The organism is Iodobacter fluviatilis (genome assembly GCF_900451195.1).
In the GTDB taxonomy this organism is placed as follows: domain Bacteria; phylum Pseudomonadota; class Gammaproteobacteria; order Burkholderiales; family Chitinibacteraceae; genus Iodobacter; species Iodobacter fluviatilis.
The window spans coordinates 232,771-259,321 of sequence record NZ_UGHR01000004.1 but is presented as its reverse complement, the minus strand read 5'-3'; the positions used below and the strand labels follow the sequence as shown (position 1 = coordinate 259,321).

The 26,551-nt window shown below is 48.3% G+C and carries 24 protein-coding genes; 18 read left to right on the top strand and 6 right to left on the bottom strand.

The window, feature by feature from the left end:
* Positions 1-70: 70 nt before the first annotated feature.
* Complete coding sequence (locus DYD62_RS24145) at positions 71-1,066, bottom strand: collagen-binding domain-containing protein (protein WP_115229414.1); 996 nt, start codon at positions 1,064-1,066, stop codon at positions 71-73.
* Positions 1,067-1,711: 645 nt separating this feature from the next.
* Positions 1,712-2,593 (bottom strand): DMT family transporter, encoded by an 882-nt coding sequence (locus DYD62_RS19915; protein WP_115229412.1) that lies wholly within the window; start codon positions 2,591-2,593, stop codon positions 1,712-1,714.
* A gap of 117 nt (positions 2,594-2,710) precedes the next feature.
* On the opposite strand from DYD62_RS19915, the gene DYD62_RS19910 reads away from it, so the two are divergent.
* From DYD62_RS19910 to DYD62_RS19890, 5 genes are all read left to right on the top strand, one after another.
* Positions 2,711-3,505 carry an AraC family transcriptional regulator gene (locus tag DYD62_RS19910; RefSeq protein WP_115229410.1) on the top strand — a complete coding sequence of 265 codons (795 nt, stop codon included), beginning with the start codon at positions 2,711-2,713 and terminating at the stop codon, positions 3,503-3,505.
* Between the two features lie 361 nt (positions 3,506-3,866).
* Positions 3,867-5,885: a DUF2298 domain-containing protein gene (locus DYD62_RS19905; RefSeq protein WP_165928657.1), complete on the top strand. Its 2,019-nt coding sequence runs from the start codon at positions 3,867-3,869 to the stop codon at positions 5,883-5,885.
* 45 nt (positions 5,886-5,930) lie between these two features.
* Positions 5,931-6,902 (top strand): glycosyltransferase family 2 protein, encoded by a 972-nt coding sequence (locus tag DYD62_RS19900; RefSeq protein ID WP_115229405.1) that lies wholly within the window; start codon positions 5,931-5,933, stop codon positions 6,900-6,902.
* Positions 6,903-6,963: 61 nt separating this feature from the next.
* Positions 6,964-7,923: a lysylphosphatidylglycerol synthase transmembrane domain-containing protein gene (locus DYD62_RS19895; protein ID WP_115229402.1), complete on the top strand. Its 960-nt coding sequence runs from the start codon at positions 6,964-6,966 to the stop codon at positions 7,921-7,923.
* A gap of 97 nt (positions 7,924-8,020) precedes the next feature.
* The gene (locus tag DYD62_RS19890; protein WP_115229400.1) at positions 8,021-9,346 is read left to right on the top strand and encodes an NAD(P)/FAD-dependent oxidoreductase; all 1,326 of its coding nucleotides are present in this window, start codon (positions 8,021-8,023) and stop codon (positions 9,344-9,346) included.
* A gap of 59 nt (positions 9,347-9,405) precedes the next feature.
* Here the strand turns inward: DYD62_RS19890 and DYD62_RS19885 are convergent, their stop codons facing one another.
* Complete coding sequence (locus DYD62_RS19885) at positions 9,406-9,804, bottom strand: YidB family protein (RefSeq protein ID WP_115229397.1); 399 nt, start codon at positions 9,802-9,804, stop codon at positions 9,406-9,408.
* Between the two features lie 18 nt (positions 9,805-9,822).
* Here DYD62_RS19885 and DYD62_RS19880 point away from each other — a divergent pair, with 18 nt between their 5' ends.
* The 10 genes from DYD62_RS19880 (at position 9,823) to DYD62_RS19835 (ending at position 19,196) form a co-directional block, all read left to right on the top strand.
* On the top strand, positions 9,823-10,128 hold the full coding sequence (locus DYD62_RS19880; RefSeq protein WP_115229394.1) for a hypothetical protein: 306 nt from the start codon (positions 9,823-9,825) through the stop codon (positions 10,126-10,128).
* Positions 10,119-10,364 (top strand): YfhL family 4Fe-4S dicluster ferredoxin, encoded by a 246-nt coding sequence (locus DYD62_RS19875; RefSeq protein WP_099399701.1) that lies wholly within the window; start codon positions 10,119-10,121, stop codon positions 10,362-10,364. Before DYD62_RS19880 ends, DYD62_RS19875 begins: the two co-directional genes overlap by 10 nt.
* A gap of 134 nt (positions 10,365-10,498) precedes the next feature.
* Positions 10,499-11,224: a two-component system response regulator RstA gene (rstA, locus tag DYD62_RS19870; protein ID WP_115229392.1), complete on the top strand. Its 726-nt coding sequence runs from the start codon at positions 10,499-10,501 to the stop codon at positions 11,222-11,224.
* A gap of 183 nt (positions 11,225-11,407) precedes the next feature.
* On the top strand, positions 11,408-12,706 hold the full coding sequence (locus DYD62_RS19865; protein ID WP_115229389.1) for an ATP-binding protein: 1,299 nt from the start codon (positions 11,408-11,410) through the stop codon (positions 12,704-12,706).
* 131 nt (positions 12,707-12,837) lie between these two features.
* Positions 12,838-13,677, top strand: a complete 840-nt coding sequence (locus DYD62_RS23515; protein ID WP_147288283.1) for a histone H1 — start codon at positions 12,838-12,840, stop codon at positions 13,675-13,677.
* Positions 13,678-13,808: 131 nt separating this feature from the next.
* The gene (locus DYD62_RS19855) at positions 13,809-14,585 is read left to right on the top strand and encodes a trypsin-like serine peptidase (protein ID WP_115229387.1); all 777 of its coding nucleotides are present in this window, start codon (positions 13,809-13,811) and stop codon (positions 14,583-14,585) included.
* 32 nt (positions 14,586-14,617) lie between these two features.
* Positions 14,618-15,874, top strand: coding sequence for a glutamate-5-semialdehyde dehydrogenase (locus tag DYD62_RS19850; protein ID WP_115229384.1), 1,257 nt, complete (start codon positions 14,618-14,620; stop codon positions 15,872-15,874).
* On the top strand, positions 15,874-16,500 hold the full coding sequence (nadD, locus tag DYD62_RS19845; RefSeq protein ID WP_115229381.1) for a nicotinate-nucleotide adenylyltransferase: 627 nt from the start codon (positions 15,874-15,876) through the stop codon (positions 16,498-16,500). The genes DYD62_RS19850 and nadD overlap by 1 nt, the downstream gene beginning before the upstream one ends.
* Positions 16,501-16,611: 111 nt before the next feature.
* Positions 16,612-16,983: a ribosome silencing factor gene (gene rsfS / locus DYD62_RS19840; RefSeq protein ID WP_373280375.1), complete on the top strand. Its 372-nt coding sequence runs from the start codon at positions 16,612-16,614 to the stop codon at positions 16,981-16,983.
* Positions 16,984-17,057: 74 nt separating this feature from the next.
* The gene (locus tag DYD62_RS19835) at positions 17,058-19,196 is read left to right on the top strand and encodes a CHASE domain-containing protein (RefSeq protein ID WP_115229376.1); all 2,139 of its coding nucleotides are present in this window, start codon (positions 17,058-17,060) and stop codon (positions 19,194-19,196) included.
* A 17-nt stretch (positions 19,197-19,213) separates the two neighbouring features.
* Here DYD62_RS19835 and DYD62_RS19830 read toward each other — a convergent pair whose 3' ends face one another.
* The 3 genes from DYD62_RS19830 to DYD62_RS19820 all read right to left on the bottom strand — a co-directional run bounded on the left by DYD62_RS19830 (position 19,214) and on the right by DYD62_RS19820 (position 22,812).
* Positions 19,214-20,659 (bottom strand): ATP-binding protein, encoded by a 1,446-nt coding sequence (locus DYD62_RS19830; protein ID WP_207916475.1) that lies wholly within the window; start codon positions 20,657-20,659, stop codon positions 19,214-19,216.
* Positions 20,649-21,365 carry a response regulator gene (locus DYD62_RS19825; protein WP_099399709.1) on the bottom strand — a complete coding sequence of 239 codons (717 nt, stop codon included), beginning with the start codon at positions 21,363-21,365 and terminating at the stop codon, positions 20,649-20,651. Before DYD62_RS19825 ends, DYD62_RS19830 begins: the two co-directional genes overlap by 11 nt.
* Before the next feature lie 226 nt (positions 21,366-21,591).
* Positions 21,592-22,812: an ABC transporter substrate-binding protein gene (locus tag DYD62_RS19820; protein ID WP_115229374.1), complete on the bottom strand. Its 1,221-nt coding sequence runs from the start codon at positions 22,810-22,812 to the stop codon at positions 21,592-21,594.
* A 391-nt stretch (positions 22,813-23,203) separates the two neighbouring features.
* Here DYD62_RS19820 and DYD62_RS19815 point away from each other — a divergent pair, with 391 nt between their 5' ends.
* The 3 genes from DYD62_RS19815 to DYD62_RS19805 all read left to right on the top strand — a co-directional run bounded on the left by DYD62_RS19815 (position 23,204) and on the right by DYD62_RS19805 (position 26,540).
* The gene (locus DYD62_RS19815; protein ID WP_115229371.1) at positions 23,204-24,451 is read left to right on the top strand and encodes an ABC transporter substrate-binding protein; all 1,248 of its coding nucleotides are present in this window, start codon (positions 23,204-23,206) and stop codon (positions 24,449-24,451) included.
* A gap of 128 nt (positions 24,452-24,579) precedes the next feature.
* Positions 24,580-25,494 (top strand): carbohydrate ABC transporter permease, encoded by a 915-nt coding sequence (locus DYD62_RS19810; RefSeq protein ID WP_115229368.1) that lies wholly within the window; start codon positions 24,580-24,582, stop codon positions 25,492-25,494.
* A 215-nt stretch (positions 25,495-25,709) separates the two neighbouring features.
* Entirely contained in the window at positions 25,710-26,540 is an 831-nt protein-coding gene (locus DYD62_RS19805) for a carbohydrate ABC transporter permease (protein ID WP_115229366.1), read from the top strand.
* Positions 26,541-26,551 lie beyond the last annotated feature (11 nt).

The following is a 26,551-nucleotide window of genomic DNA, read 5'->3' as shown; positions in this document are numbered from 1 at the left end:
GGAGTGATTCAGCCATCTATACAAAAACGGGGAAGCCAAAGCTTCCCCGTTTTTTTATTCATCACACTGCTTATTTTTTACTACGGCGACGCATCACTAAGCCAACCAGCCCTAAACCCATCAGGGCGTAGGTTTCAGGCTCTGGTACAGGCAATGCGCTGCCTTTATAGGGCTCGTAGCCTAATTCAAGTTTGCCATTTGCTCCGGCACTTAATGAATTAGCAATCAACGTGCCTTCAAGATGCCCCGAGCCAACAACATCTGCATTGACGGCAAGTACGCTACCATTTAAGAAGGTCGAAACGTTTACACTCTTAGCATTGCTTAAGTTGTAAATAATCCGGTCACGATGCAAGGCCAGCGGGTCTTTGGATCCGGCTAAATTACCGCCAAAATCTCCCGAAAATACGACATCAGATAAAGTGCTGTTGATGATGATATTGGCACCGGCTTTCACGTTTTTCAGTGAGATATTTTGCAGTGCCGTATTGCCCAGATTAAAAACCTGCACATCTGATTGACCATCGCCCGTCAAAACTAGGCCACCACCACTGTTTGTCCAGCTCCCCAGCTGAGCCTGCCCGGATAAGAAGGAAGATAAACCACTCAACTGCGTCTTGGCTGCAGCAAAATCAAGAAAACTGGCATTCTTTACAGCCACTCCATACTGCCAGTTAACCGCAGCTAATGAACCACCATAAACAAGATTGCCTTTATTCAAGGAGCTGAGATCAATCGAGCTGGGGCCAATTGATGTATTGGTATCAATATTAGTTTTTGGCCCATTATAAACAGAGCCCACTTTGCCCCATGGGCCAGTTAAAGATACATTACCTTGTACAACCAAAGAAGGTGCTGTGGAGCCATAGGGATTGCGATAGCCGATGTCAAACCCTGAAGTCAGGTTTCCACCCACAGCCAAACGGCCTTCAATGTCCGAAGCCGCATTCACATTGCCAAAGAAAAAGCCGCTATAACCATTGGCAACGCCAAAATCAACAATACCAGCCTGAGCGTACGCGCTGAGCGTAATACCCAGCGCTGCAATAATATGTGTCACTCGCATGATGTTTATATCTCCCCGGCTTGATGCCAGCGCATCAAACCATTTAATTTTAAAACTTCAGTCATGCCGCATAACCAAACACAGCCCCTTGCTAGGCTAAGACATTATTTTTTAAAAAAAATACACTAAAAAACAATAAGCCAAGGGCAAGCTAGCTAAATAAGTATTTAATTATTCCCAAGCATTAATCTGCTCGTATCATTCTATGGATTACGATTGCAGAAACCCCAAACACTATAGCAAGCCGCTATTTAATTATCATTAATGGTCACTTCGTTTAATTAATCAGTTCATTACCATTAAATAAATAAGAAGCAACTAATACTGTTTAAAGCCAGATACTCAGCCCGACTAAAACACATCGCTCAGGACTCACTTTTAAACCAAAAACCGGATTATGCCAAAAACATCAGCACCTAGGGTTTTAACTTACACCGCAATGCGATGATGCTCACACAAGCAGACACAAAAGCTACGCTATACAAGTGCTGGCAATCATCTGCGGCAAGGTCTTATGACTCAGTAAATACAAGCGTCCGTGGCAAAAAAACCTAACAGAGCCACAAAAAAAAACGCACTTTCCTCTTTTGCAATCAAAAGAATAAAGTGCGTTTTTGTGAATAAAACCCAACACGTTTTATTTCATTATTTTGTAATCAATGCAAATCGCCATGATTTAATTTGTGCCAAAACAACCCCGAACAGCACCAGACCGCCACCTAATAAATGATAGCCTTGAATTTTTTCCCCAAGACTGAACATCGCAATCAAAGCCGTGAATAAAGGCAGCAAATTCATAAATACCGCAGTACGATCAGCACCTAAGCGATGTACACCCTGCATCCAGCAATAAGCGGCAATCAAAGACGAAGCAATCCCTGCAAACAGAACCAAGCCTATGCCCTGCTGCGGAATCGCCATCGTTTGCGCACTAAACGCCACCGGAATCAAAATCACAACAGCCAGCACAATTTGTATGTACAGATTCTGCCAGTGGCTAAACGGCAAGGCCCAACGGCGTAAAAGAATGCCATATAGGGCATAGGCCACCGTGCCGATCAGCATCAGGGCATCACCATGATTAACCCCGCTCAGTAACAAGCTGGCAGGATGCCCTTTACCCAGCAGATACAAGACGCCACAAAACGAGCAAAAAATCCCCAGAGCGGCAGCGGCACTAGGCTTGGTTTTAGTGATAAATGCATTCAGTAGCAAAGATGAAAGCGGCACCAAAGAAGTAATCACCCCCATATTGGTGGCGGTCGTGCTATGTGCTGCGTAATAGGCAATGCACTGAAACAACACCATGCCCAACAATGCCAGCACTAAAAATTGACCCAAATAGGGGCGAATGGCGAGTCGTTGTTGCCAAACTGCTTTCAGACAAAAAGGCGTGAGCACTAAAGCCGCTAAAAACCAGCGGTAAAAAGAAATGGCGGCAGGATCAAGCACGCCTGCCGCAGCTTTGGAAACCACGGTATTGGTGGCCCAGATCATGACCGCCAGCAGGGGAAAAAGGATGGGCATCAAGCTTATCTTTCTGAATGAATAAATTGCCACTAGTATAAGCTTGTCTTTTTTAATGCAAGTACGCCAAAACAGACAATTTATATTCAGAAACAGACAAGTTAAAGTAAACAGACCATGACCAACGCCTATTTTGCTGCCGACTTAGCCCTTCCAGCCCCCAATCCGCTGTATTTACGCTATCAGCAGATGCAGGCTGACACCCAATATAGTATTCATCAGCACCCATGGGGCCAGCTAAGCTGGATTAGCCTTGGAATTATGGATCTTGAGTTGGAACAACAGCACCTGATCGCACCCGCTAATTACTTGATCTGGGTACCTGCAGATATTCCGCATTCTGCCTATGTACGCCAGGCGCTCAATTACACATCCATCTATGTTTCAGACCACTTAGCCCAGCTGCTGCCAAAGGAAGCCTGCCTACTGACCAGCACACCGCTCATCGGTGCTTTAATCAGCGACTTTGGTCAGCGACAGCTTGGCCATATGCAGGATCAAAGCGATCAGAATCAGGCAGAGCTGCTGATTACCCGGTTAAGCCAGTGTAAAAGTGCGCCAAACTTCTTACCCAGTAGCAGCGACACGCTGATCTCCCCTATTTTAAAAGCGCTGCAAGCCGGGCCTGACGATGCCCGCAGCTTAAGCAGCTGGGCCAGCGAAGTGCACAGTACCGAGCGCACGCTGGCCCGGCGTTTTCAAAGCGAGCTGGGAATGAGTTTTGGCCAGTGCCGCAATCGCATTCGTGTATTACATGCACTGGCATGGTTAAAAGAAGGGAAAACAATTCAGGATATTGCATGGCAGCTGGGCTATAGCACGCCATCGGCTTTTATTGCCATGTTTAAACAATTAATTGGTTTTTCTCCGGAACGCTACCGGCAACAGCAATCCCCTTTGACTAAATCTTAAAAGAGGATGATCTGTAATAAAAAATGACCATCCAAGCAATTGCCCCATTAAAATTATTACAAGAAAACGAAAGCCGGATGAATATATGCAATCAACATCAATAAAAAATGACAATCGCCATTTGTAATTAATGCAGAAATAGGATAAAAACGAGGCTCACGCGCTCATCGCCCAGCTGCTTGTCGGACTTAAGCGTCCGTAACGAGGAAATGTCCGGCTTGAGACAGATTTTGATAGTTTTTGAGGCAAATAGCGGGCTATTTAACGAAAAAACTATCGAAATATGGCCAAGTCCGGCGTTTACGCAGTAGGACAGCTTAGGTCCGACAGGCTGCTAGATAAAAAGAAGGGATGCTCACAAATGACGATGATTCACCTCACCGCAAGCCTTGCCTTGCTGTGGCTGCATCTGGCTGGCCTCACCTTGGTGCTGGGCCGCTGGCTGCCCTATGCAATAGCCAGAGCAGCGGGTGTGCTGTTGATTACGCTCATACTGTTTTTTATTGAGCATTTTATTGGCCTAGGTAATCTCAATGGCGTCTGGCCCATCACGGCAATATTAGCCGCGGCGTCTCTTTATCTGTTTAAACAAGAGGCACGAAGCAGCCGTTTTAAAGCCGCCGAAATCGCCTTTCTATTGGCCCTCGCCTATGGGCTAATTTGGAAATTTATATTCCCTGCGATTTATCCAACATCCGAGCGGGTCACTGATCTGTATTTTATGGCCAATTATTATTCGGGCAGCGTATTACCGCCGCCCGATCATTGGTTTGCCGGCCATCGCTTTGATTTCTACTATGCGTTTCAACACTACGGTGCGGCCCTCATGGGACGGCTGTTTGGCTGGGAGATTGGTTTTGCCTATAACATCTCCTTTGCACTATTAATGGCACTGGGCCTCAGCCTTGCATGGGAATTCACCACCCGCTTTGTTTCAGGCCACATACATCGTCTGGTATTAATAATCGCCCTTGCCTTGGGCGGAACCGGTGTTTCACCGTTTTTAAATTTATTTGTGACCCCCGCCAGCGACACCCCAATGAGCTGGCAGGCCAACGATCAAATGTGGGCCAGTGCGCGTTTTATTGGCAGCTATGATGCGCGGATCAATACTGATTTGGGCCGACAACTTTTCCCCTTGCTGACCCCGGAAACCAAACCCACTGCTGATTTTGAAGCTCGTGATTTGCCGCTGGAAAACTTTGGCTATCAGTTTTTCTTGGGCGATTACCATCCACCACTTGGAGGCTTCTTTCTGCTGTTTCTAGCGCTGGCACTGATCGCATGGCTGGAGCAAAGACACCGCGATCAGCCTGACGAAATACTGTACAAGCGCTTTGCCCAAGGCCTGCTGGCACTCACGTTGCCAGTCATGCTGATCACCAATACATGGATCACCCCCATGCTAGCGGTACTGCTGTTTACCTGGGCAGGCTGGCGGCATTACTGCAAAAATCCACCTGACTGGGGTGCCATTTTTGCAGGCGGCACACTTGGATTTCTGCTGATTTATCCTTTTCTTGCTGGCTTTGCCAGCCAAGCCATCGGCACACCTATCCGCCTAGTGCACTCCATAGACCATACCCCACTGGCCCAGTTTATTCTGCTGCTCTGGCCCCTGTTTGCACTGTTTGCGCTGGCCCTCACCGAAAAGCGCCAGCGCCCGCTGGCCATCACTCTGGTCACCGCCTTTGCCATCATGCTGCTCTTGGGTGAATTTATTTTTGTAGACGACCCCAGCGTGGGTAAATTTGAGCGTACCAATACCACCATGAAATGGTGGGGCTGGATGTGGAGTGGCGCGCTACTGGCAACAGGTGCGATGGCATTAGGATCAGGCAAGCGCTGGGTACGCAACACCGCGACGGGCGTTTTGCTGCTTACTTGCAGCTATGCCATCAATACCGCGCAATATATCTGGCATACACCCAAGGGTGATATGGGCAAACTGGCTGGTACACAATGGTTTAGCAATGACGCGCCAGTCAAAGACACCATCCGCTATCTTAGTCAGTCCTCCAAGGGCATTGTGCTGGAAAACTGGCTAGGTGATGCTTACACCAATCAAACACTCTACTCGCTTTATTCCCAACAGCCTTCTTTGCTTGGCTGGCCCAATCACGTCAGCCTGTGGCATGGAGCACCTCAGGAAGTCTGGCTGCTCAATCAGCAAATCAAAGACTTCTACGCTGGAGCGCAAAATAACCCGCTCGCTTGGTTGCAACAAAACAAAGTTAAATATGTCGTTTGGGGCAGGCCTGAAAGCACGTCGCCCGCATGGCAAACAATCAATGCCGCAATTAGCCCCGGGTACGACTGGCACCCCTTCCTAGACACGCCCGATACCCGCATGGGGCTTTGGATTAAACGACAAAAATAATAATGAGCCGGCATCAGCACGGCCCATATCACCGAGGATGACGAGATGCTGCTGTCGATTGTCGTGCCCTGTTATAACGAAGAAGCGGTCATTGCTGAAACACTCAAGCGCCTGAGCGCCTTCAGCAGAGAAGTTCATGATCTGGATACAGAGTTTATTTTTGTCGATGATGGCAGCAAAGATGCCACACGCAGCATATTAAAACAGCACGCTACCCACGATAACCGTATTCGCCTGATTGGCTTTTCACGTAATTTTGGCCACCAGATTGCGGTCACCGCCGGTATCGATGCTGCCCGAGGTGACGCCGTTGTACTGATCGATGCCGATCTGCAAGACCCGCCCGAAGCCATCCACGGCATGTTAGAAAAATGGCGGGCGGGCTACGATGTAGTTTACGGTACGCGCACCGACAGGCCAGGTGAATCGGCATTTAAACGCACTACCGCCAAAGGTTTTTACCGCCTGCTTAATCGCCTATCTGATGTGCCTATCCCCTTGGATACGGGTGATTTCAGGCTAATGAGCCGTGCCGTTGTCAGCACACTCAAAGCCATGCCCGAGCGTGATCGCTTTGTGCGGGGCATGGTGAGCTGGGCGGGTTTTAAACAAATTGCGCTGCCTTATCAGCGCGCCAAGCGCTTTGCCGGGGAAAGTAAATACCCGCTGTCTAAAATGATCCGCTTTGCCAGCGATGGCATTATGTCTTTCTCTGCCAAACCTTTGCAGCTAGCGATGGCGATGGGCATGGGGGCTTCTTTCCTAGCCTTGATCGGTATTTTTTATGCCCTCTTTTTACGCATCTTTACCAATATCTGGGTAGAAGGCTGGACGGCCCTAATGATTGCAGTGCTGTTCCTAGGGGGTGTTCAACTGATTTGCGTCGGCATTTTAGGCGAGTACATTGGCCGCATCTATACAGAATCCAAGCAAAGACCACTCTATGTTGTGCAGGAATATTGTGGCTTTAGCGATGAGATCACTTTTTCACGCAGCCCCGTGACCGATAGAAAATAATCCATTGAACTGCCATAAGCAGCTCATGGCGGATTGCAGCCGCCTCTTTTAAAGAATCTTTATGAAACGCCATATCCGCACCATTATTGGACTTATCGTTGCCATTGTTTTAATTGGGCTTATTTTTCAGAAAACCGACGGCATTCAGCTGATTGCGGCCATGAAAAGCAGCAACCCGCTCTGGCTGCTGGCAGGCTTAATCGTGTTTTCGCTCGGGCTGGCTGGCCGTGCAGCCCGCTGGAGCAGCATGTTGCGGGCCAACAGCCCCAAAGCCACACCACGCGCCTGCCTGCAGCCCTTCTTAAGCAGCCTAGCACTTAATAATATTTTACCTTTTCGTGCCGGAGATCTAGCGCGTACTTTTGCATTTAACAAGGAGCTGGGCACAGGCCCAGGCCAGGTACTCGCATCTATCTTTGTAGAAAGACTGCTCGATTTAGCCAGCCTACTGCTGTTTCTGGCGCTTGGCTTATGGGCTTTTGATATACACAGCCTGCCCACCTTTGGAAAAATTGGAGCGGGAGGGGCTGCGCTTATCGCCCTGCTCATTTTTGTATTACTGGCCTTTCCACGCTTCTTACAGATTCTTATTGATGCCTGCCTGCGCCTCATTCATAAACTGGCACCCAGTAGTGGCAATCATCTGGCCGATGAAGCAGCAGACGCCATCAAACTGCTGGCTGCCCTTGGTGGGAAACGCATTTTGCCGCTGATCGCCGTCAGCCTGATTGTATGGGGCTTAGAAGGGCTGACTTTGTGGTGCGTAGCCCAAAGTGTGCCAGGGATCATCAATAGTGCAGGCGCATGGTTTGCCCTGCCACTGGCTACACTGGCCACATTAATCCCCAGCACCCCCGGCTATGTGGGCACTTTTGATTACTTTGCCATTCTTGCAATGAAACTCACAAACAATGACGGCCTATCTGCCGCCGCCTTTGCCCTTATCGCCCACTTACTGATCTGGCTCCCTCCTACCTTGGCAGGCGGGATTTGGCTCTTAATTTCGCGGAAGAAACCATGAAGGAACACTCCATGGCTGATGAATTGACTCAATCAGAAATGATCGCCCTCTTTTGTCTTTCAGTGATAAAAAACAATCTGCCTTCCCGGAGAAATAAATGACAACCCAGCACACCCAAGTTGCCATCATCGGCGCAGGTTTTACCGGGCTCGCTGCCGCTTATGAGCTCAGCAAAGCAGGCGTGAGCGTGCTTGTTCTGGAAGCAGAAGCAGATATTGGCGGCCTAGCGGCCGCATTTGATATTGGTGATCAATCAGAAAAACTGGATCGTTTTTACCATCACTGGTTCACCAATGATCTGGAAGTCATGCAGCTCATTAAAGAGCTAAATCTTTGCGATAAAGTCAAAACAAATCCCAGCAATACCGGCATGTATTTTGCCAATCAATTTTTCAAGCTGTCCACCCCATGGGATTTACTTAAATTTAAACCTCTCGCTTTTCCTGACCGGATTCGCCTTGGCTTACTCGCCTTAAAAGCACGCAAGGTAGAAAACTGGCAGGAGCTTGAGCACAAAACGGCAGCAGAATGGCTGCGGGAATTAGGCGGGGAAAACGTTTATAAAATCGTTTGGGAGCCATTATTGCGCGGTAAATTTGGTGCTGTCGCCGATGAGATTTCAGCGGTCTGGTTCTGGAATAAGCTCAAACTGCGCGGCAGCAGCCGGGGTAAAGGCGGCGAAGAGCGGCTTGCCTACTTTAAGGGCGGCTTTGTTGCTCTGGTTGAAGCACTGGCCGCAAAAATCAAACAACTTGGCGGCAAAATTCAAACCCTCAGCCCGGTTATTTCAGTTGCACCGGACAACGGTGGCTGGCTGATTAAAACCGCCCATGGCGATATTCAGGCAGACAGAGTGATCTCCACCCCGGCCTTGCCACTGCTCGCCAATATGATTGAAAGCTGGGCCAGCCCGGAGTATTTGGCCAAACTAGGCCGTATCAATTATCTGGCCAATGTTTGTCTTGTACTCGAGCTGGATCACTCCCTATCAGATACCTACTGGCTGAATGTAAACGACCCAAGCTTCCCCTTTGTAGGCGTGATTGAGCACACTAATTTCCAGAGCACTAAAAATTACAACGGCAAGCATATTGTGTATTTATCTAAATACCTACCGCATACCGACGCACTTTATTTAATGAGCGATGATGAGCTGCTCGCCTTTGCACTGCCGCACTTAAAACGCATGTTCCCTGAATTTAAGGAAGCATGGATAAAAAACCACCATGTCTGGCATGCGCGCTGGGCACAGCCCGTGGTTGAAAAACACTACAGCCAGCTTATTCCCGCTTGCGAAAGCCCGAAACGCGGGCTGTTTTTAGCCTCGATGGCACAAATCTATCCAGAAGACCGGGGCACCAATTACGCGATTCGCGAAGGCCGCAGAATGGGCAGACATTTAAGCGATTTAATTCAGCCTTAATACAATCGCCATGCATCAAAAAAGCCCCAAACGGGGCTTTTTTGATGGCGAATCCATCCTTAACCAAATAACTTGCCCTTCAGCAGATCAAGGCCAGCGGCCAGAACATTATTGCCTTCGGGTACTTCACCATTCGGTGTAAGCTTATCTACCAGCTGAGGCAGATATTCAGAAATTTTCCCCGCCGCTTCAGACGGATCAATCCCCAGCTTTTCTGCAACAGACGCCACTGCGTCACTGCCCAGCACAGATTGAATTTGCTCGCTGCTCACAGCTAAGTTTTCACCCGTGCCCACCCATGACTGCACTAACTCAGATAAACCACCACTCTGAAACTTCTCTAACAAACCAGAAATACCACCCTGCTGCTCCAAAAGGCCTGACAACGATTGTGCAAAGCCTTCCGGTAATTCTTTTCCACCCAAAAACTGTCCGGCCAACTGATCGATAAGTCCCATACGGTTTACTCCAGTGAGATGAGCGAGCAGCCATTCTGCCCTAAAAAAGAGGTAAAAAGTCAGACTTTTCCAGATGAATTAACACCATCTATTCAGGGGGCAATATTCGCCTCTGAAACCCGCTTCCCCCATCAAAATGGCCTCAATCCAGACAAAACCTCACCCACAATAAAGCAGTTCCATGCCGAAGAAGATGTAAATATCCATGTTTTCACCCTTTTATCGGTTCAGCATTTTTACGGCATCGTTGTCGAGGCATGGCAGAACATGGGACAATTTGCATATCTATTTTTTATTGCATTGGATTTAGCGTCATGGCCCTAATCATTACCGATGAATGTATTAATTGCGACGTTTGTGAGCCAGAGTGCCCCAACAGCGCCATCAGCCAAGGCGATGAAATTTATGTCATCGATCCTAATCTGTGCACTGAATGCGTGGGTCACTATGACGAACCACAATGCCAGCAAGTATGCCCTGTAGACTGTATCCCGCTGGATCCTGAGCATCAGGAAACCAAAGAAGAATTACATAAAAAATATCTGATTATCAGCGCCTAAGGCGTATACACAGCGTATCGCCGGCCCCTGTCTCCAGCGATACGCAATCAATTTCTTGCTTGCTTCACCCTGCTCAAGCCAGCCAGACTGCTTGAGATCATTTAGCCCACTGTCCCATTCCAGAGAATATTCAAATGAATCACCGCATTCTTTTTGTTGAAGATGATGCTGAACTGGCGGAACTGGTTGGTAGTTATTTACGCTCGTTTGAATTTAATATTGAAGTCCTGCCCGATGGCAGTGGCTTGATCGAAGCGGTACGCAATAACCCGCCTTCACTCGTTTTGCTTGATATTATGCTGCCCGGCAAAGACGGGCTTACCCTATGCCGGGAATTACGCGAATTCTGGACAGGGCCAGTCATTTTGCTCACCTCGCTAAATAGCGATATGAACCAGATTCTGGGCTTTGAAATTGGCGCAACTGATTATGTGGTTAAAACCACCCCCCCTTCGGTATTGCTTGCCCGAATTCGTGCTCACCTGCGTAAAACTGCAGGCGGCACGCCTATCGTATCGAGTGCGGCACCTGCACCTGACCGCTCCACGCTAAATTTTGGCCAGCTTTTAGTTGATCTGCGTAACCGCACCGCCAGCTACCGCGGCGAAGCGCTGGGCTTATCGACAGGTGATTTTGACTTGCTCTGGGCTTTAGCCAGCCAGGCAGGTGATATTTTGTCGCGCGATCACTTATTAAAAGTATTACGCGGGATTGAATACGATGGCATGGACAGAAGTATCGATGTTGCCATTTCCCGTTTGCGTAAAAAACTGGACGACGATCCTAACGAGCCGCGCAAAATCAAAACCATCCGTCATAAAGGCTATTTATTTGCAACCGACATCTGGTGGCAAGAATAAATCAGGGCATACGGGAGCAAGCCAGAGTGTCCACAGAGCACTGGCAATAAAGGCTGGGCTCCAGAATTTTTTCCTTCGCATGGGCTTATGCCGGTTTATTCCCCTGAAGCCGTAATAAACCGCTAAGCCATGCGCTACCCCTGTCTCAGACGACTGACTCCCTCACATCCAGACAGCTAAACTATGCGCCAACTCTTTTTACGTTTTTATCTTACCGTGGTGGTGTGCTTTTTAGCCTCGTCCCTTGTGATTGGTGCGCTCTATAAAAACTTACTGGAGCGTAGCAATGAGCATTATCTTTCTGATATTTTCAAAACAACAATCAGTGTTGTTGAATCCACCTTGGGCGATCTACCACCATCCATTTGGCACGATGAAGTAAAACGCCTCAAAAATAAGCTGCCCCTGCCTGTAGAAATTGAAACGCTTAATACCTATACGCTCAGCCCAGGCAATCAGGACGCGCTGATCAATGGCGATATTATTTTTTTACAAAACCAAGATGTTTACCTGCACCGTATCCCAGACACTGGCCTGATGGTTGTCCTTGGCCCTGTTCCCTATCTGCAACGATTAGATAACTTTGCTTGGGCCGATTTAGTGGCCCTGCTGCTGATGTGTGCAGCCTTAGGTGTGCCTACCTGGTTGTGGCTGCGCCCGCTGTGGCGGGATTTGCAACATATGGCCAGACAAAGCCGCCAGCTGGGTGAAGGCGACTTCAGCACCCGCGTTACCCTGCACGAAGGCTCAACGCTGAATTCGCTGGGCGTCACTTTTAACAGGATGGCGCATGACGTAGAAGAACTCACTGCCAGCCGCAAAGCCCTGATTGATGCGGTATCGCATGATTTACGCACCCCGCTGGCAAGACTGCGCTATCGCTTAGAAGCAATCAAAGGCGGGGCAGAGAGCAGCCAGCAAATTGTGGCCATAGAACGGGATCTAGGGCAAATCGATGAATTGATCGAAGAATGGCTCACCATGTCTACCTTAGATAAGCCGCAGCTGAAGCTTGAAACCCAGGCGATTGAAATTCTGCCGTGGCTCAGACGCCAGATCAGTGAATTCAGCAGCCAGGGCAATATCACCCCCGAACTCATCAATCTTTTACCCGGAAAAACGCCTTTTCTGGAAGCAGATAGCCATTACCTTACCCGCGCACTGGCCAATTTAATGGGCAATGCCAGACGCTATGGCGGTACAGCCATCCTGCTCACGATTGAATGGGAAAACGGGCTGGCTAAACTTCATGTTGATGATAACGGCCAAGGGATTCCAGAATCCGAACGACAGCGCCTCTTGCAGCCTTTTGAGCGCTTAGAAGTCAGCCGCAATCGCCAGACTGGTGGCTTTGGCTTGGGGCTGGCGATTGTTTCAATGATTATGCGCGGGCACAACGGGGCCGCAGTCATCAGTGATGCTCCACTGGGTGGTGCGCGCGTCACACTGTGCTGGCCCAGCCCACTTAAAAACGTACTTTAATTTCATTACCCGGCGATGCGCGTACATAGCGTTACAGACTGCTACCAAGGGCTTATCGAGTTTTAAAGAAGAAGTGTTGATAATCCATTTCATAGCAACACCAATCACATACTTCCTCTAGGGACAAACAAATGAACAAGCTTCTTGCCGTATTGCTCGCTACAGTTTTCGCTTCAGCTACTTCATTCGCTGCTGACACTACAGCTTCTACTGCTTCTACTGTTAAGACAGTTAAAGTTGAAAAGCACGCTAAAAAAGCAAAAGTAGCTCCAGCATCTGCTGCATCAACAGTTCAAAAAGCTCAAGCTAAGAAAGCTGCTGCTTCTGCTGCTTCTACAGTACAAAAAGCTCAAGCTAAGAAAGCCGCTGCTTCTGCTGCTTCTACAGTACAAAAAGCTCAAGCTAAGAAAGCCGCTGCTTCTGCTGCTTCTACAGTGCAAAAAGCTCAAGCTAAGAAAGTAGCTGCTTCTGCTGCTTCTACAGTACAAAAAGCTCAAGCTAAGAAAGCCGCTGCTTCTGCTGCTTCTACAGTACAAAAAGCTCAAGCTAAGAAAGTAGCTGCTTCTGCTGCTTCTACAGTACAAAAAGCTCAAGCTAAGAAAGCCGCTGCTTCTGCTGCTTCTACAGTACAAAAAGCTCAAGCTAAGAAAGTAGCTGCTTCTGCTGCTTCTACAGTACAAAAAGCTCAAGCTAAGAAAGCCGCTGCTTCTGCTGCTTCTACAGTTCAAAAAGCTCAAGCTAAGAAAGCTGCTGCTTCTGCTGCTTCTACAGTACAAAAAGCTCAAGCTAAGAAAGCCGCTGCTTCTGCTGCTTCTACAGTACAAAAAGCTCAAGCTAAGAAAGCTGCTGCTTCTGCTGCTTCTACAGTACAAAAAGCTCAAGCTAAGAAAGCCGCTGCTTCTGCTGCTTCTGCTGTACAAAAAGTTCAAGCCAAGAAAGTTGCTGCTTCTGCCGCTTCTGCTGCTAAGTAATAACACTTGCAGTACCAAAAACGGGGACCTCGGTCCCCGTTTTTGTTTTTCTGTAAAAGATTGATTTCAACAGGGAACAGATCGCTCCGTTTCTTATCTAAATCAACCTTACCCCTTCAGAACACAGATTAATGAAACGCAGATACCTGATCGCCTTAGTGATTGCTTTATCAAGCAATGCTTTCGCACTAAGCAATAAAGAAAAAAAAGCTCTTTTTTTTGGCGCTGATAACCGTGTTTTTATTGAAGCCCCCTATGCAGCGCCTTTTGCGGCAATAGGCCAGCTTGAAACAGCCGCCGCAAGTACTTGTACAGCAACCTTGGTTGCACCAGATTTAGCGATTACTGCAGCGCATTGTTTTTTAATGGATGCAAAAAAACTGGATGCTGGCCGGTGGTTTAAAGCGGGTTTTCATAAAGGTGAATACCAGGCTCGCTATCAGGTGCTCTCCCAAACATTCCATCCGCGCTTTAAAAAAGGCTTAGTTTATAAAGGCGATGATGTTTATATTCAGGATTCTGCTGCCGCTTATGATATTGCCTGGCTAAAGCTAAAATTAATTGACGGTAAAGCACCCGCCCCCCTCGCCTTATTCAGCGGCAATAAAACAGAATTAAAAGCGGGCATTGCACACAGTAAATCGCTGATCACTCAGGCGGGCTTTGCCGAAGATCACGACACCGAGCTGACTGCACACAAAGATTGCAAGCTCACCCGCTTACGCACAAATAACACAATTTATCATCGCTGCGACACTTTAGCGGGTGATTCAGGCTCGCCAATTTGGATCAACACTGCAAGCGGCCCGCAAATTATTGCAGTGCAAAGTTCTGCTCCAGACTGGTTTAATCGTAAAAAAGCCGATAACGTGGGTGTAACAGTCTTGCAACTACCGCCTAAACCCTGATAATTGCAGTTCAAAGGCGAAAAGGTAGAGACATGGATATCAAAGCTTATATGCAGCAAGTGGGGCGCCAGGCTCGTGCAGCCAGCCGCCATATGGCAAAAGCGGACACGCAGACCAAAAATCAGGCATTAAATGCAATTGCCGATGCGCTGCTACGCGATGCAGAAGCTTTGCTCACTGCAAATAATCTCGATATGGAACAAGCAAAGCAGGATGGCTTAGAGCCAGCCATGCTTGATCGCCTGCTGATTACACCTCAAACAATTGCAAGCATGGCAGAGGGTTTGCGTCAGATTGCCAGCCTTCCTGATCCTGTTGGCGAGATGAGCGACTTTAAATTTCGCCCTTCCGGCATCCAGCTAGGCAAAATGCGTGTGCCTTTAGGCGTAATTGGCATTATTTACGAAGCCCGGCCCAACGTCACAGCAGATGCTGCTGGTCTATGTATTAAATCGGGCAATGCGACTATTTTGCGCGGCGGCCGTGAAGCCTTTCATTGCAATCAGGCCATCGCACTCTGTGTAAGCGAAGGACTGAAAGCAGCCGGCTTACCAGGCACTGCCGTACAGATTATTGAAACGCCTGATCGCGCGGCCGTAGGCGAGCTGATCACGATGAGCGAATTTGTCGATGTGATCGTGCCACGTGGTGGCAAAGGCCTGATTGCCCGGATTGCCGCCGATGCGCGCGTGCCCGTCATCAAACATTTAGACGGTATTTGCCATGTATATATCGATGAAGAAGCAGACCCAGTAAAAGCCATTGCCATCAGCGATAACGCCAAAACGCATCGCTATGGCACATGCAACACGATGGAAACGCTGCTGGTTCACGAAACCGTTGCTGAACTCATTTTGCCTCCACTGGCCGAAATCTACGCCAGCAAAGGCGTAGAGCTGCGTGGATGCATTAAAACACTGGCCGTTCTCCCGCAAATCAACGCAGCAACGGAAGAAGACTGGGCCACAGAATACCTCGCGCCTATTTTAGCCATTAAAATCGTCAGCGATCTAGACGAGGCGATTGAGCATATCAACACATGGGGCAGCCATCACACCGATGCGATTGTCACTGAAAACTACACTAAATCACGGCAGTTCTTGCGTGAGGTGGATTCATCCAGCGTCATGATTAACGCCTCTACCCGCTTTGCCGATGGCTTTGAATATGGCTTAGGTGCTGAAATTGGCATCTCAACCGATAAAATTCATGCCCGCGGCCCAGTTGGGCTCAACGGCTTAACCAGCGAAAAGTGGATTGTTTTTGGTAACGGCGAAATCCGCAACTGATGCAACAGGCGCTGGGTATTTATGGCGGCACTTTTAACCCGGTGCACTTTGGGCATTTAGCTTTAGCTCGTGCCCTGAGGGATCGCTTTGCTTTAAGCGAAGTCCGGCTCATACCAACGGGCGTGCCACCACACCGCACACCAGACATCAGCGCTGCACAACGTCTGGAATGGCTGAAGCTTTCTTTATCAGGCGAACAAAACTTGGTCGCAGATGACAGAGAGGTCAGAAAAGGGAATGTCAGCTTTACTTTTGACACCCTGACAGAATTACAACAAGAACAACCGCATAGCCTGTTAGTCTGGCTGATAGGTGGCGATTCTTTCGCCCATCTGCCAAGCTGGTATCGATGGCAAGAGCTATTAGAAATGGGGCATCTGGTGGTTGCCAATCGCCCCGGCTTTAGCAAACTTCCTGCAGAAATTGCCGGTGAATTTGCCAAACGCCATGCAGAAGCTTCGCCGCAGACCTTGGCTCGGGGTAAAATCAGCGTTTTGCCTCTGCCACTGATGCCCGCTTCATCCACACTGATTCGTGAGAAGCTTGCGCGCGGCGAAGATGTAAGCGATCTGAGCCCAATTGCCGCGATATTGCAGCAATCAGGCCTTTACTCTAAAAACACTTAATGTGTTTTTATATTTTGAAATACTGCTTTGTTGACTCAACTTTCAGGCAGCACAGCTATTGCGGCCCCTTTGCAATAGCCACTTTTACTTTGGAAACACATAATTATGGCAATGAACGAATACACTCAAGCAATGCGCGCACTTGCAATGACAGCACTGGAAGACATCAAGGGCAAAGACATTGTGGATATGGATACCACAGAACTCACTGATCTGTTTGATTGCATGATTGTTTGCACAGGCGACTCAAACCGCCAAGTTCGCGCACTGGCGAATAATGTCGTTGTTGATCTGAAAGCCAAAGGCTATGAAATCATGAGTACCGAAGGCCATGAATCAGGTGAATGGGTACTGGTGGATGCAGGCTCACTGGTTGTTCACGTTATGCTGCCACCGGTACGTGATTACTACGATCTGGAACAACTCTGGGGTGGCCAGAAGCCTACGTTCAGCCCGCTTGGCAAGCCATGGAGCGCTGTATAAGGATATTTGCAGCCATGGAAGGCGCTGAATTTCAGCCCTTCTAAAAAGAGCAATGTAAGCAGAGACCCGCTTAAATGAATATTTTCTCGCTTTTTCGCCGCTATCCCGTGGCACTGCGAACTTTTCTAGTGGGGCTTCTGCTCACAGCCTGCTTACAGCTTTGGCTTAATTTTCAACATCAAGCCCATGTACAAACTCAGCTCAACCAGCTTGCCCACCTCTATGCTGAGCGGATTGAATCCAGATTAGATGCAGAAATCAATATTTTGCGCGGCATACAAAATGCCTTTATTGCCAATCCTGATCTTGATAAAAAAACATTCACGGCCATTTTAAAGCAACAAAATATTCAAGGGCGTTTTCCCGATTTTGTATCAGTTCAGTTTATCCGGGAAATCATTGCCTCAGATCTTGAACGTTTTATCAAAAATCGCCAGTTTGATGACCCCGCCTTTAACCTTAAGCAAGACAGCCCCCGACCTGTTTACCAAATCATTGATTACATTTTCCCCGAGCATGCTGTATTACATGAATCCGAAGGATTAGAAATCAGTGCGCAAACCGCTAATTTAATAGCAATAGAATATGCACGGGATCAGGGCCGTGGCGTAGCATCTCCTACTTATCAATTAAAGGGATATAAAAATGCCCCTCTTGGTTTTGTTATTCGCTTTCCTGTATATACCCCAAATAAATCACTGAATAATCAAAAAGAAAGACGTGCTGCATTTATAGGATCATTAGGCGCCACATTTACAATCGATAAAATGATTTTGTGGATTGGGCATGATGTAGAAAAAAACATTCGCATTCAGCTGCAAGATACAGGTACTACTTCCGGTTTAAATGATACTGAGAAAAGTAAAATTATTTACGCAACAAAATCTATTATCAACCATCATGAATTAAGTGCCAGCTCATTAATACAGTTTCCTGGCAGACAATGGCGGCTTAGCGTATTTGCCACATCAGGCAGCTTCCCAAGACCTTATTCATTAGATTATTTTATTTGGATACTGGGCGTTTCTCTTTCCGCTTTTATTGCCTTCCTTTTGCAAAGACAACGCAATAATCGGGAATCTGCACTGGATCTGGCTGAACAAATCACTCAGGACTTACGCAAAAACGAGCTTCATTACCAGCAAGTTGCCCAGCTTACAGAAGATGCACATGATTTGATTATCAGCCGTGATTTAAATGGAAAAATCACTTATGCAAATCGTGCGGCCCGCATTTATTTCGCCGACAACACACCCATTTTACTTGGAAAGAATAAACCTCTTCTACTTTCTGCAGAATTGGCCATCAACGAAACCCCCATACAGCAAGAATGCCAGCACCGGCATAGCGATGGTGAATTGCATTATTTTGAACTCACGCTTTTCCCGCTTTTTAATCAGGACAATGAGCATTCGGGTTCGGCCATGTTTGCACACAATACCACCCCGAATAAAGAGCTTATTATTGAGTTACAAAAAAGCCGCGAACGTTTTTCGGCTTTAGTTGATCTTGCTGCTGACTGGTACTGGGAGCAGGATAAAGACTTCCGCTTTACTCAGGTATCACCCGGATTTTTTAATTCATACGCGCTTAGCCGCAAATCTGTCATTGGCCATTATCGCTGGGAACTAAGCGATGGGCGTTTATCAACAGAGGAATGGCGGATACATAAAGCGTTGCTGGAAGCCCACCGCAGCTTTCATGATTTTATTTACACGCTCAAGGTGGGAACAGACAGCCTGATTGTCCGTATTTCAGGGCAACCCTTTTATAATGAGCAGGGAGAGTTTCTGGGCTACCGCGGAGTGGGCTATGACATTACGGCCAGCAGAAGCAATGAGCAGGCGATTCATCTTGAGCAGCAAAGAATAGCTTCTATATTAAATTCGATGGCCGATGGCGTCATTACTATTGCATTAAATGGCGATGTGGAATTCATTAATCCTGCTGCGGTACGATTACTTAATTGCCGCACCGCAGCAAGTATAGGGAAACATATTGATCATATCTATCGGGTTGTTTCTTCAGAAGACCACAGCCCTTTAACTTCCTTATTTTCAATTGCACTGGATTTTGTAGAAAAAAATCCTGCTTCAAGAACCGTACTGCTCAATACCCATCAGCAATCGTTGCTTATTCAGGAATCAGTGATTCATTTAAAAAACAGCAAGGGGACGCTCACGGGCCTCGCCCTGATTTTCCGGCCTGTTTGAAATAAACATGAGGCAATTCAGGGCAAAGTAATGGAGACCCACAGCCCGCCCTGTGGATGATTACTCAGCACAAGTGTTCCGCCATGAGCCTGAATAATATTTTGTGCAATGCCTAATCCCAGCCCCATACCCTGCTGATTGCTGTTTCTGCCATGCTCTAAACGGGTATAGGGCTGAAACAAGGTAGATAAAGCTTCGGGCGAAACGCCTGGCCCATCATCATGAATGGTGATGCTTGTCCCTGTCTCCACCTTGCTGACTGCAATCCTTGCGGCCTTGCCATACAACAGGGCGTTATCCAGCAAATTTACCAAGGCACGGCGCAGGGCCAGCGGCTTTGCTTTTACTTTCAGACCGCAAGGCTGATAAACCACATTATGCCCTGCCAACAAGGCATCTCTCACCATACGGCCAATCAGCTGATCCAGAGCCAGCTCGGTATGGTTTTCATGGATATCCGTGTCTTTTACGCTTTGCAAAGCGCCCTTCACCATCATATCCAACTCGTCTAAATCTTCATGAAATGCCTGGCCTGCTTCTTCATCATCCAGCAGCTCGGCACGTAATTTCAGCCGGGTAATCGGCGTGCGTAAATCGTGTGAGATTGAAGCAAACAGGCGTTCTCTGTCTTCTAAATACTGCTGAATACGCTCGCGCATCGCAGTAAATGCCCTTGCTGTGCGCACAAACTCTTGACTGCCTGTTTCTGGCAGCGCAGGCGATTCACCCTTACCAAAAGCGACTGCCGCTTCTGATAAGGCAGCCAGAGGCTGAGTAATCCAGCTCACCACCAAAATTGAAAGCAACAAGACAGTGGCAAGGGTTAACCCCTGCAAGAGCAGACGATCAAACGGCAATGGATTGCCATTGTCTAAAAAATACGGATCCGGCATCAGGGTGGCAAGATACAGCCAGCCCCCTGGCTCGATCTCTGCCTGAATCACCAAAACTGGAGCAGGCCGAGGCTTAATCAGCAGGGTGTGCTGCACCCATTCTTCGGGCAGATCGGCTACGGTTACGCCTTCATCAGACACCACCAGCCCATCGGGCATGGCAAAGCCAATGCGGGCCTCTGCTAATCTTGGTAAATCATGAATAAGCGTGCGCCTTACTGTATCCAGCACCGCTTTAGAAAGCACAGATTCAGGGATATCTTTAATGTCTACCGGGGCGCGGTTCACGCTGACAAAAAAACGCGTACCGCCCATATCCCGTAGTTGTTCAATCAAAATAGGCCGGTAATTGGGTGGCAGGCTCTGAAAAAAACGTAAGGCGCTCGCTGCGCCAGCACCAATATGCTGGGCTGCAGCGCCGGCCTCCAGTGCGGCTTTACTCTTAAGCTGATTAGCCCAAAGCAAATTACCAATCAGCATGGTGGTCAGTACCCCAAGCACCATGACTAAAGATAATCGCCCCAGCAGAGAAGGCGGCATCAAACGCCGGGCTAGGCGGCTAAGGCGCATGGCTGGTGCTCACCTGAGCAGAAAAAACATAGCCCGCGCCTCTTACTGTTTTAATCAGCTCAGGTTGTTTGCCATCATCATGCAGTCGCTGGCGCAAGCGGCTGATTTGCACATCTAATGATCGGTCCAGCGGCCCCACATCCCGGCCACGTGTTTGCTCTGCTAGGATGTTTCTATCTAGGATTTGCCCTGAATGCTCGGCAAAGTATTTAAGCAGCTGAAAATCTAAGCCAGTCAGCACCACATTCACACCCGCCGGATCAACCAGGCTGCGCTCCACGGTATCTAAGCAAAAACCAAGAAAATGGTAGTAGCGCGGAGCAATAGCATTATCTAAACCACTGCGTCTGTGGATCGCCTTGATACGGGCCAGTAATTCGCGCGGATTATAGGGCTTGGCAATATAGTCGTCCGCACCCAGCTCAAGCCCTACAATTCGATCTGTTTCATCCGAATTGGCGGTCAGCATAATAATCGCCACATTCGATTGCCGCCTTACCGCCTGACAAAGCGCAAAGCCATCGGTGTCCGGCAGCATCACATCCAGAATCACTAGGCTAAGCTCTTCCTGATAGCGGGTAAATTCTGCCAGAAAGCTTGCTCCATCATGGGCTAAGTAAACCTCGTACTGGTTTTTCTCCAGATAGGTTTTAAGCAGGGTACGCGTTTTTTGATCGTCATCGACCACTAAAATTTTACGACTCATGGGTGGCCTTTTAACTTGGTGAGTGTTTTATGCGTTGCAAATACAAGCTACAGCAGGCCGATTCAGCTTAAAGCTAAGGAAGTAAAATCCCGAACCACAGAGTAAAACGAGGACACAGAGTTCCACAGAGAAAATCATCAAATCTACTGTTTCCTCTGCGAAACTCTGTACTCTCTGTGATTCAAGGTTTAGCCCTCTGTCTGTGCCTGCTGAAGCATCTTGTTAATCAAATATCTTTTTCCCCTGCCCCTAAGGCACGTACGATGCCTGCCATGCGGCGCTGTGCCTCGCTGGTGGGCATTTGGGTATCCATAAAATAGCGGTGAACCTGCGCCACAATGGCGTCTTTTACCGTTTCATCCGATGCCATCCTGTGCGTTAGGCTTGGCGCTTGCACCATGCCGCCTTTTACAAAGGTCAGCCATGACGAACGCGAGCAACTGTCCATCTGGCGGATATCGGCATCACGACGCACGGGTACAGAGCCTTTAATCCGATTGTATCCTGCCTGCACAGCAGGCGAGACTATCAGCTGAGCCAGCTTTTCCTGGGCATCCTGCCGCGAATAATTACCCGCAAACATCACCAGCGTATCAATGCTGTAAAGATGCATATCCGCCGTTCCCGGCACCGCCACACAGCCAAAAGCAGTATCAGTAGCTAGGCCCCATGCATTGAGTTCGCCCTTGACCCAATCCCCCATAATCATCATACCGGCCTCGTCTTTGGCCAGCATTTTAGCCATTTGTGTCCATGGCTTTTCTGCGACGGGATCGGGCATATAGCGCCGCAATGCGCGCAGCCGCTCTAAGGCTCTTGCTAAACGTGGATCAAAAAATGCATTAGCCCGGCGGCGCACAAACAGATCGCGGTAGTAAGCAGGCCCGCCTTCACTCAATACCAATGTTTCAAACAGAGTAGCCAGCTGCCAAGGCTCGCCGCTTTGCGCTAGAGGTGTCCATCCTGCCCGCTTAATTTTCTCTGCGGCCCGCTCAAATTCAGACCAGTTTTGCGGAGGCAGCAGACCCAGTTTTTTGAATATCTTCTGATTATAAAAAAGAGTATTGATACGGTGCACGCCCAGAGGCGCAGCAATGACATGGCCGCGCAGCCGCACCGATGCATAGGGCGCGGGCAAAATAGAAGCCCCCCATTTCGCTTGCTTCGCCACGTTGTCGAGCTCTAATAACAGGCCTAAATCTCCCCACTCTGCAATGGCTGGGCCAATTAGCTGTGCCGCTTGCGGTGCTTTATCAGACAGCACACGGCTTTTAAGCACCTTCATTGCCCCCAGCCCAGAGCCACCTGGAATAGCAGCGTCTTTCCACTCTAGGCCTTCTTTATCGAGGCGCTCTACCAGAAAATCTGCCGCACGACGTTCTGATGCCGAAGTCCACCAGTGCAATACCTCTAAGCTTTCAGCAGATGCGGGCAGAGCCATAAGCATAAAAAGTGCACACAAAAGCGCGTTGTACAATGCGATCAGCAAAATTTCAAACCTATCTGGAAGGTGCTGCGGACTATAACGTAAGCTATCTTGCTTATTTGTAAAAAAATGTTTCTTAGCTCAGTATTTTTACGGCTATACAAAACAAACAACAACTCATGCTGCATTGAGTTAAAACAAAAAAAGGCAATATTTACGTGTAAGAAAATGTAACATGCCGCAGCGCAACAAAAAACACATTGCCATTAATAATCAATAACTTAACAAAAACACAACACAGATTAAATTACTTAAATGTCACCCTCTCAGTAATGCTATTGTGATTTCGCCGCGAATAAAGCGTACAAAAAAATAACGCTGAGTACGGCTAACCCTGAGGAGAGTCACCACAATGAGTACACTTGCACGAAGCGCCGTCTTGGCCGCTTTACTCGCAGCGGGCACAGCACAAGCTGGCACACTGACCATTGAATCATGGCGTGTTGATGATAAAGCGCTGTGGGAAGAAGTACTATTGCCTGCATTCAATAAAAAGAACCCAGGCATTCAGGTTAAATTTGCACCCACTACCCCAACAGAATATGACTCCAGCCTGACTGCACGTCTGGCTGGTGGCACCGCGGGCGATCTGATTACCTGCCGTCCGTTTGATGTCTCTTTGGCTAACTACAAAAAAGGCAGCCTAGATAAATTAGATGGCAAAGCGGGTATGGAAAACTTCCCTGCATCGGCCAAAGTAGCATGGCAAACAGATGATGGCAAAGATGCTTTCTGTATGCCTATGGCTTCTGTCATTCACGGCTTCTTCTACAACAAAAAAATCTTTAAAGAATTAGGCCTGAATCCACCTAAGACTACAGATGAGTTTCTGAAAGTCAGCGAAGCCATCAAAAAAGGTGGTAAATACACCCCTGTTGCGCTTGGCACAGCGGATCAATGGGAGGCCAATCAAATTGTCTTCACCAGCGTAGGCGCACCTTACTGGAAAGGCGAAGCGGGCCGCAAAGCCCTGATCTCAGGAAAAGCCAAATTTACTGATCCACAATTTGTGGCCGCTTGGGATGCAATGAGCAAATGGGCTCCTTATTTATCTAAGGGCGCTTCTGCTCAAACCTATGCGGACAGCCAAAATCTGTTTGCAATGGGCAAAGCCGCCATCTACCCGACGGGCTCTTGGGATATTGCCTACTTCAATAAAGAAGCCAGCTTTGAATTTGGCGCATTCCCTCCCCCTGTTCCAAAAGCAGGCGATAAGTGCGAGATTTCTGATCACACCGATATTGGTATGGGCGTAAACAGCAAATCCAAAAACAAAGAAGATGCTTATAAATTTCTGGCTTGGTTGTCTTCTCAGGAATTTGCTGACCTTTACACCAATAAAGTAACCGGCTTCTTCAGCTTGTCTAACCACCTGATCACCGTTAAAGACCCTGTGGCAAAACAAATGCTGGAATGGCGCAAGAGCTGTGGCTCGACCATCCGTCTGAATGCGCAAATCTTAAACCGTGGTGAGCCTTCGATGGAAAACCAGCTGTGGAATGTAAACAGCCAGGTATTGAACGGCAAACTCGCACCAAAAGAAGCCGCAGCTCAGGTACAAGCGGGCTTTGCTAAGTGGTACAAACCGCAGCAAAAATAATTTGTAAGCGCCTGGGCGGCGACCCCGCCCGGCCAGAGTTCATCTAAGTCTTTTTCCTATTTCACACTCGACTGTGGATCTTGGTCGGCGGCGAATCGCTGCCGACATTTTTTTTGCGGAGGCGCGCCATGCAGCGCAAAGTCCCCTGGCATATTCTGGTGTTTCTTGCCCCAGCCCTGCTGATCTACTCCGTATTCAGCGCCCTACCCCTGCTGGATACTTTACGACTGAGCTTTTTCACCACCAGTGAAAGCGGTCATCAAACATTTACAGGCCTCGCCAATTACCACACCATTTTGTTTGATCCTGAATGGTCACATGCGTTTTGGAATGCAATGTGGAACAACTGTAAATTCTTTTTACTGCATTTATTAATTCAAAATCCAATCGGCTTATTACTGGCCACACTGCTTAGCCTGAAAAGCTTAAAAGGTGCAAAAACCTACCGCACGCTGATCTTTTTGCCCACCCTGCTATCGGTCGTCATTATTGGCTTTATCTGGCAGCTGATTCTGTCCCCCTTATGGGGCGTGGGTGAAAAGCTCATGGGCTTTGCAGGCCTAGCCGATTACTTTGCGCCTTTTTTAGGTGATGAAGGCTCGGCGCTCATTACGCTGGCGCTGATCTCGGTATGGCAGTTTGTCGGTATTCCAATGATGCTGATTTACGCCGCACTTCTGGCCGTGCCAGAAGATATCGTCGAGGCCGCCCATGTGGAAGGCGCGAGCAGCCTGCGTATTTTCTGGGAGATTAAACTGCCGCTAATTCTGCCCACGCTGGGCTTGGTCACCATTCTGACCTTTGTTGGTAACTTTAATGCTTTTGATTTGATTTACTCGGTGAAAGGCGCGATTGCGGGGCCAAATTACAGCACGGATATCTTGGGCACGCTGTTTTACCGCACCTTTTTTGGCTACCAGAGCCAGATCGGCAGCCCCACGATGGGCGCAGCGGTGGCCACCATGATGTTCCTTGTGATTTTAAGCGGCGTGGGTGCTTATTTCTTCTTTATCCAACGCAAGTTGCAGCGGTTTGAGCTGTAAATGCATTTGTAGGATGGGAAAAACAAAGACACACCCTATAAAAACCAACTTGCCCTATTAAGTTAATAGGATTGGAATCCCCCTCCCCTAGCAATGTTGAACATAGGGTGCAAAGGCCGTAGGCCTTACGCACCGAAAGCGGTGCGCAAGAAAAACGAATGCACACCCTATATAAAACCAAGGCTTTAGCAATATTTGATTAGCGAGTAAACACCATGAAAAAAATCCAAGCGGGTGGCTTAGTCGTGCAGCTCACGCTGCTCTGCTACACCCTGCTGGCCCTCTTCCCGATTGCGTTGATTTTAATTAACTCAGTAAAAAGCCGGGCAGGCATTTTTGATGATCCGCTGGCCCTCCCCACCGCAGAAACCTTTTCCCTGATTGGTTTTCATAAGGTTTTGGCTAAGTCAGATTTCCTGCTTTATTTTGGCAACAGCCTATCGGTAACACTAATTTCTCTGACGCTGATTTTGCTATTTGGCGCGATGGCAGCTTGGGCTTTGTCTGAATATAAATTTCGCGGCAACCGCCTGCTGGCGCTGTTTTTAGCCATCGGTATTATGGTGCCGATTCGCCTAGGGACGGTGTCGATTCTTGAGCTGATCGTTAAGCTGGATTTAATCAACACCCTCACCGCGCTAGTGCTGGTTTATACCGCCCAAGGCTTGCCGCTAGCGGTGATGATTCTCAGCGAATTTATTGCCCAAGTGCCCAAAGAGCTGAAAGAAGCGGCACGCTGTGATGGCGTGGGTGAATACAAAATTTTCTTCCAGATTATCCTGCCGCTGATTCGCCCTGCCGTGGCGACCGTAGCCGTATTTACCATGATTCCGGTGTGGAATGATCTTTGGTTCCCGCTGATTTTAGCGCCTGGCGATTCCACCAAAACGGTCACGCTGGGTGTGCAGCAATTTATTGGCCAGTACGTTACCGACTGGAACTCTGTACTGGCGGCGCTCAGCCTCGCAGTGATTCCGGTGCTGATTATGTATGTGATTTTCTCAAGGCAATTGATACGCGGCCTGACTTCCGGCGCGGTTAAATAAATTCTGGCGCT

What these genes read in the sequence shown, in the direction of transcription:
- DYD62_RS19820 (WP_115229374.1), bottom strand. Translation starts at nt 22,812, where the DNA reads ATGCTTATGGCTCTGCCCGCATCTGCTGAAAGCTTAGAGGTATTGCAC.
- DYD62_RS19815 (WP_115229371.1), top strand. Translation starts at nt 23,204, where the DNA reads ATGAGTACACTTGCACGAAGCGCCGTCTTGGCCGCTTTACTCGCAGCG.
- DYD62_RS19895 (WP_115229402.1), top strand. Translation starts at nt 6,964, where the DNA reads ATGAAACGCCATATCCGCACCATTATTGGACTTATCGTTGCCATTGTT.
- DYD62_RS19905 (WP_165928657.1), top strand. Translation starts at nt 3,867, where the DNA reads ATGACGATGATTCACCTCACCGCAAGCCTTGCCTTGCTGTGGCTGCAT.
- DYD62_RS19835 (WP_115229376.1), top strand. Translation starts at nt 17,058, where the DNA reads ATGAATATTTTCTCGCTTTTTCGCCGCTATCCCGTGGCACTGCGAACT.
- DYD62_RS19810 (WP_115229368.1), top strand. Translation starts at nt 24,580, where the DNA reads ATGCAGCGCAAAGTCCCCTGGCATATTCTGGTGTTTCTTGCCCCAGCC.
- DYD62_RS19910 (WP_115229410.1), top strand. Translation starts at nt 2,711, where the DNA reads ATGACCAACGCCTATTTTGCTGCCGACTTAGCCCTTCCAGCCCCCAAT.
- DYD62_RS19805 (WP_115229366.1), top strand. Translation starts at nt 25,710, where the DNA reads ATGAAAAAAATCCAAGCGGGTGGCTTAGTCGTGCAGCTCACGCTGCTC.
- DYD62_RS23515 (WP_147288283.1), top strand. Translation starts at nt 12,838, where the DNA reads ATGAACAAGCTTCTTGCCGTATTGCTCGCTACAGTTTTCGCTTCAGCT.
- rstA (WP_115229392.1), top strand. Translation starts at nt 10,499, where the DNA reads ATGAATCACCGCATTCTTTTTGTTGAAGATGATGCTGAACTGGCGGAA.
- nadD (WP_115229381.1), top strand. Translation starts at nt 15,874, where the DNA reads ATGCAACAGGCGCTGGGTATTTATGGCGGCACTTTTAACCCGGTGCAC.
- DYD62_RS19855 (WP_115229387.1), top strand. Translation starts at nt 13,809, where the DNA reads ATGAAACGCAGATACCTGATCGCCTTAGTGATTGCTTTATCAAGCAAT.
- DYD62_RS19875 (WP_099399701.1), top strand. Translation starts at nt 10,119, where the DNA reads ATGGCCCTAATCATTACCGATGAATGTATTAATTGCGACGTTTGTGAG.
- rsfS (WP_373280375.1), top strand. Translation starts at nt 16,612, where the DNA reads ATGAACGAATACACTCAAGCAATGCGCGCACTTGCAATGACAGCACTG.
- DYD62_RS19915 (WP_115229412.1), bottom strand. Translation starts at nt 2,593, where the DNA reads ATGCCCATCCTTTTTCCCCTGCTGGCGGTCATGATCTGGGCCACCAAT.
- DYD62_RS19890 (WP_115229400.1), top strand. Translation starts at nt 8,021, where the DNA reads ATGACAACCCAGCACACCCAAGTTGCCATCATCGGCGCAGGTTTTACC.
- DYD62_RS19880 (WP_115229394.1), top strand. Translation starts at nt 9,823, where the DNA reads ATGAGCGAGCAGCCATTCTGCCCTAAAAAAGAGGTAAAAAGTCAGACT.
- DYD62_RS19830 (WP_207916475.1), bottom strand. Translation starts at nt 20,659, where the DNA reads ATGCGCCTTAGCCGCCTAGCCCGGCGTTTGATGCCGCCTTCTCTGCTG.
- DYD62_RS19850 (WP_115229384.1), top strand. Translation starts at nt 14,618, where the DNA reads ATGGATATCAAAGCTTATATGCAGCAAGTGGGGCGCCAGGCTCGTGCA.
- DYD62_RS19885 (WP_115229397.1), bottom strand. Translation starts at nt 9,804, where the DNA reads ATGGGACTTATCGATCAGTTGGCCGGACAGTTTTTGGGTGGAAAAGAA.
- DYD62_RS24145 (WP_115229414.1), bottom strand. Translation starts at nt 1,066, where the DNA reads ATGCGAGTGACACATATTATTGCAGCGCTGGGTATTACGCTCAGCGCG.
- DYD62_RS19825 (WP_099399709.1), bottom strand. Translation starts at nt 21,365, where the DNA reads ATGAGTCGTAAAATTTTAGTGGTCGATGACGATCAAAAAACGCGTACC.
- DYD62_RS19900 (WP_115229405.1), top strand. Translation starts at nt 5,931, where the DNA reads ATGCTGCTGTCGATTGTCGTGCCCTGTTATAACGAAGAAGCGGTCATT.
- DYD62_RS19865 (WP_115229389.1), top strand. Translation starts at nt 11,408, where the DNA reads ATGCGCCAACTCTTTTTACGTTTTTATCTTACCGTGGTGGTGTGCTTT.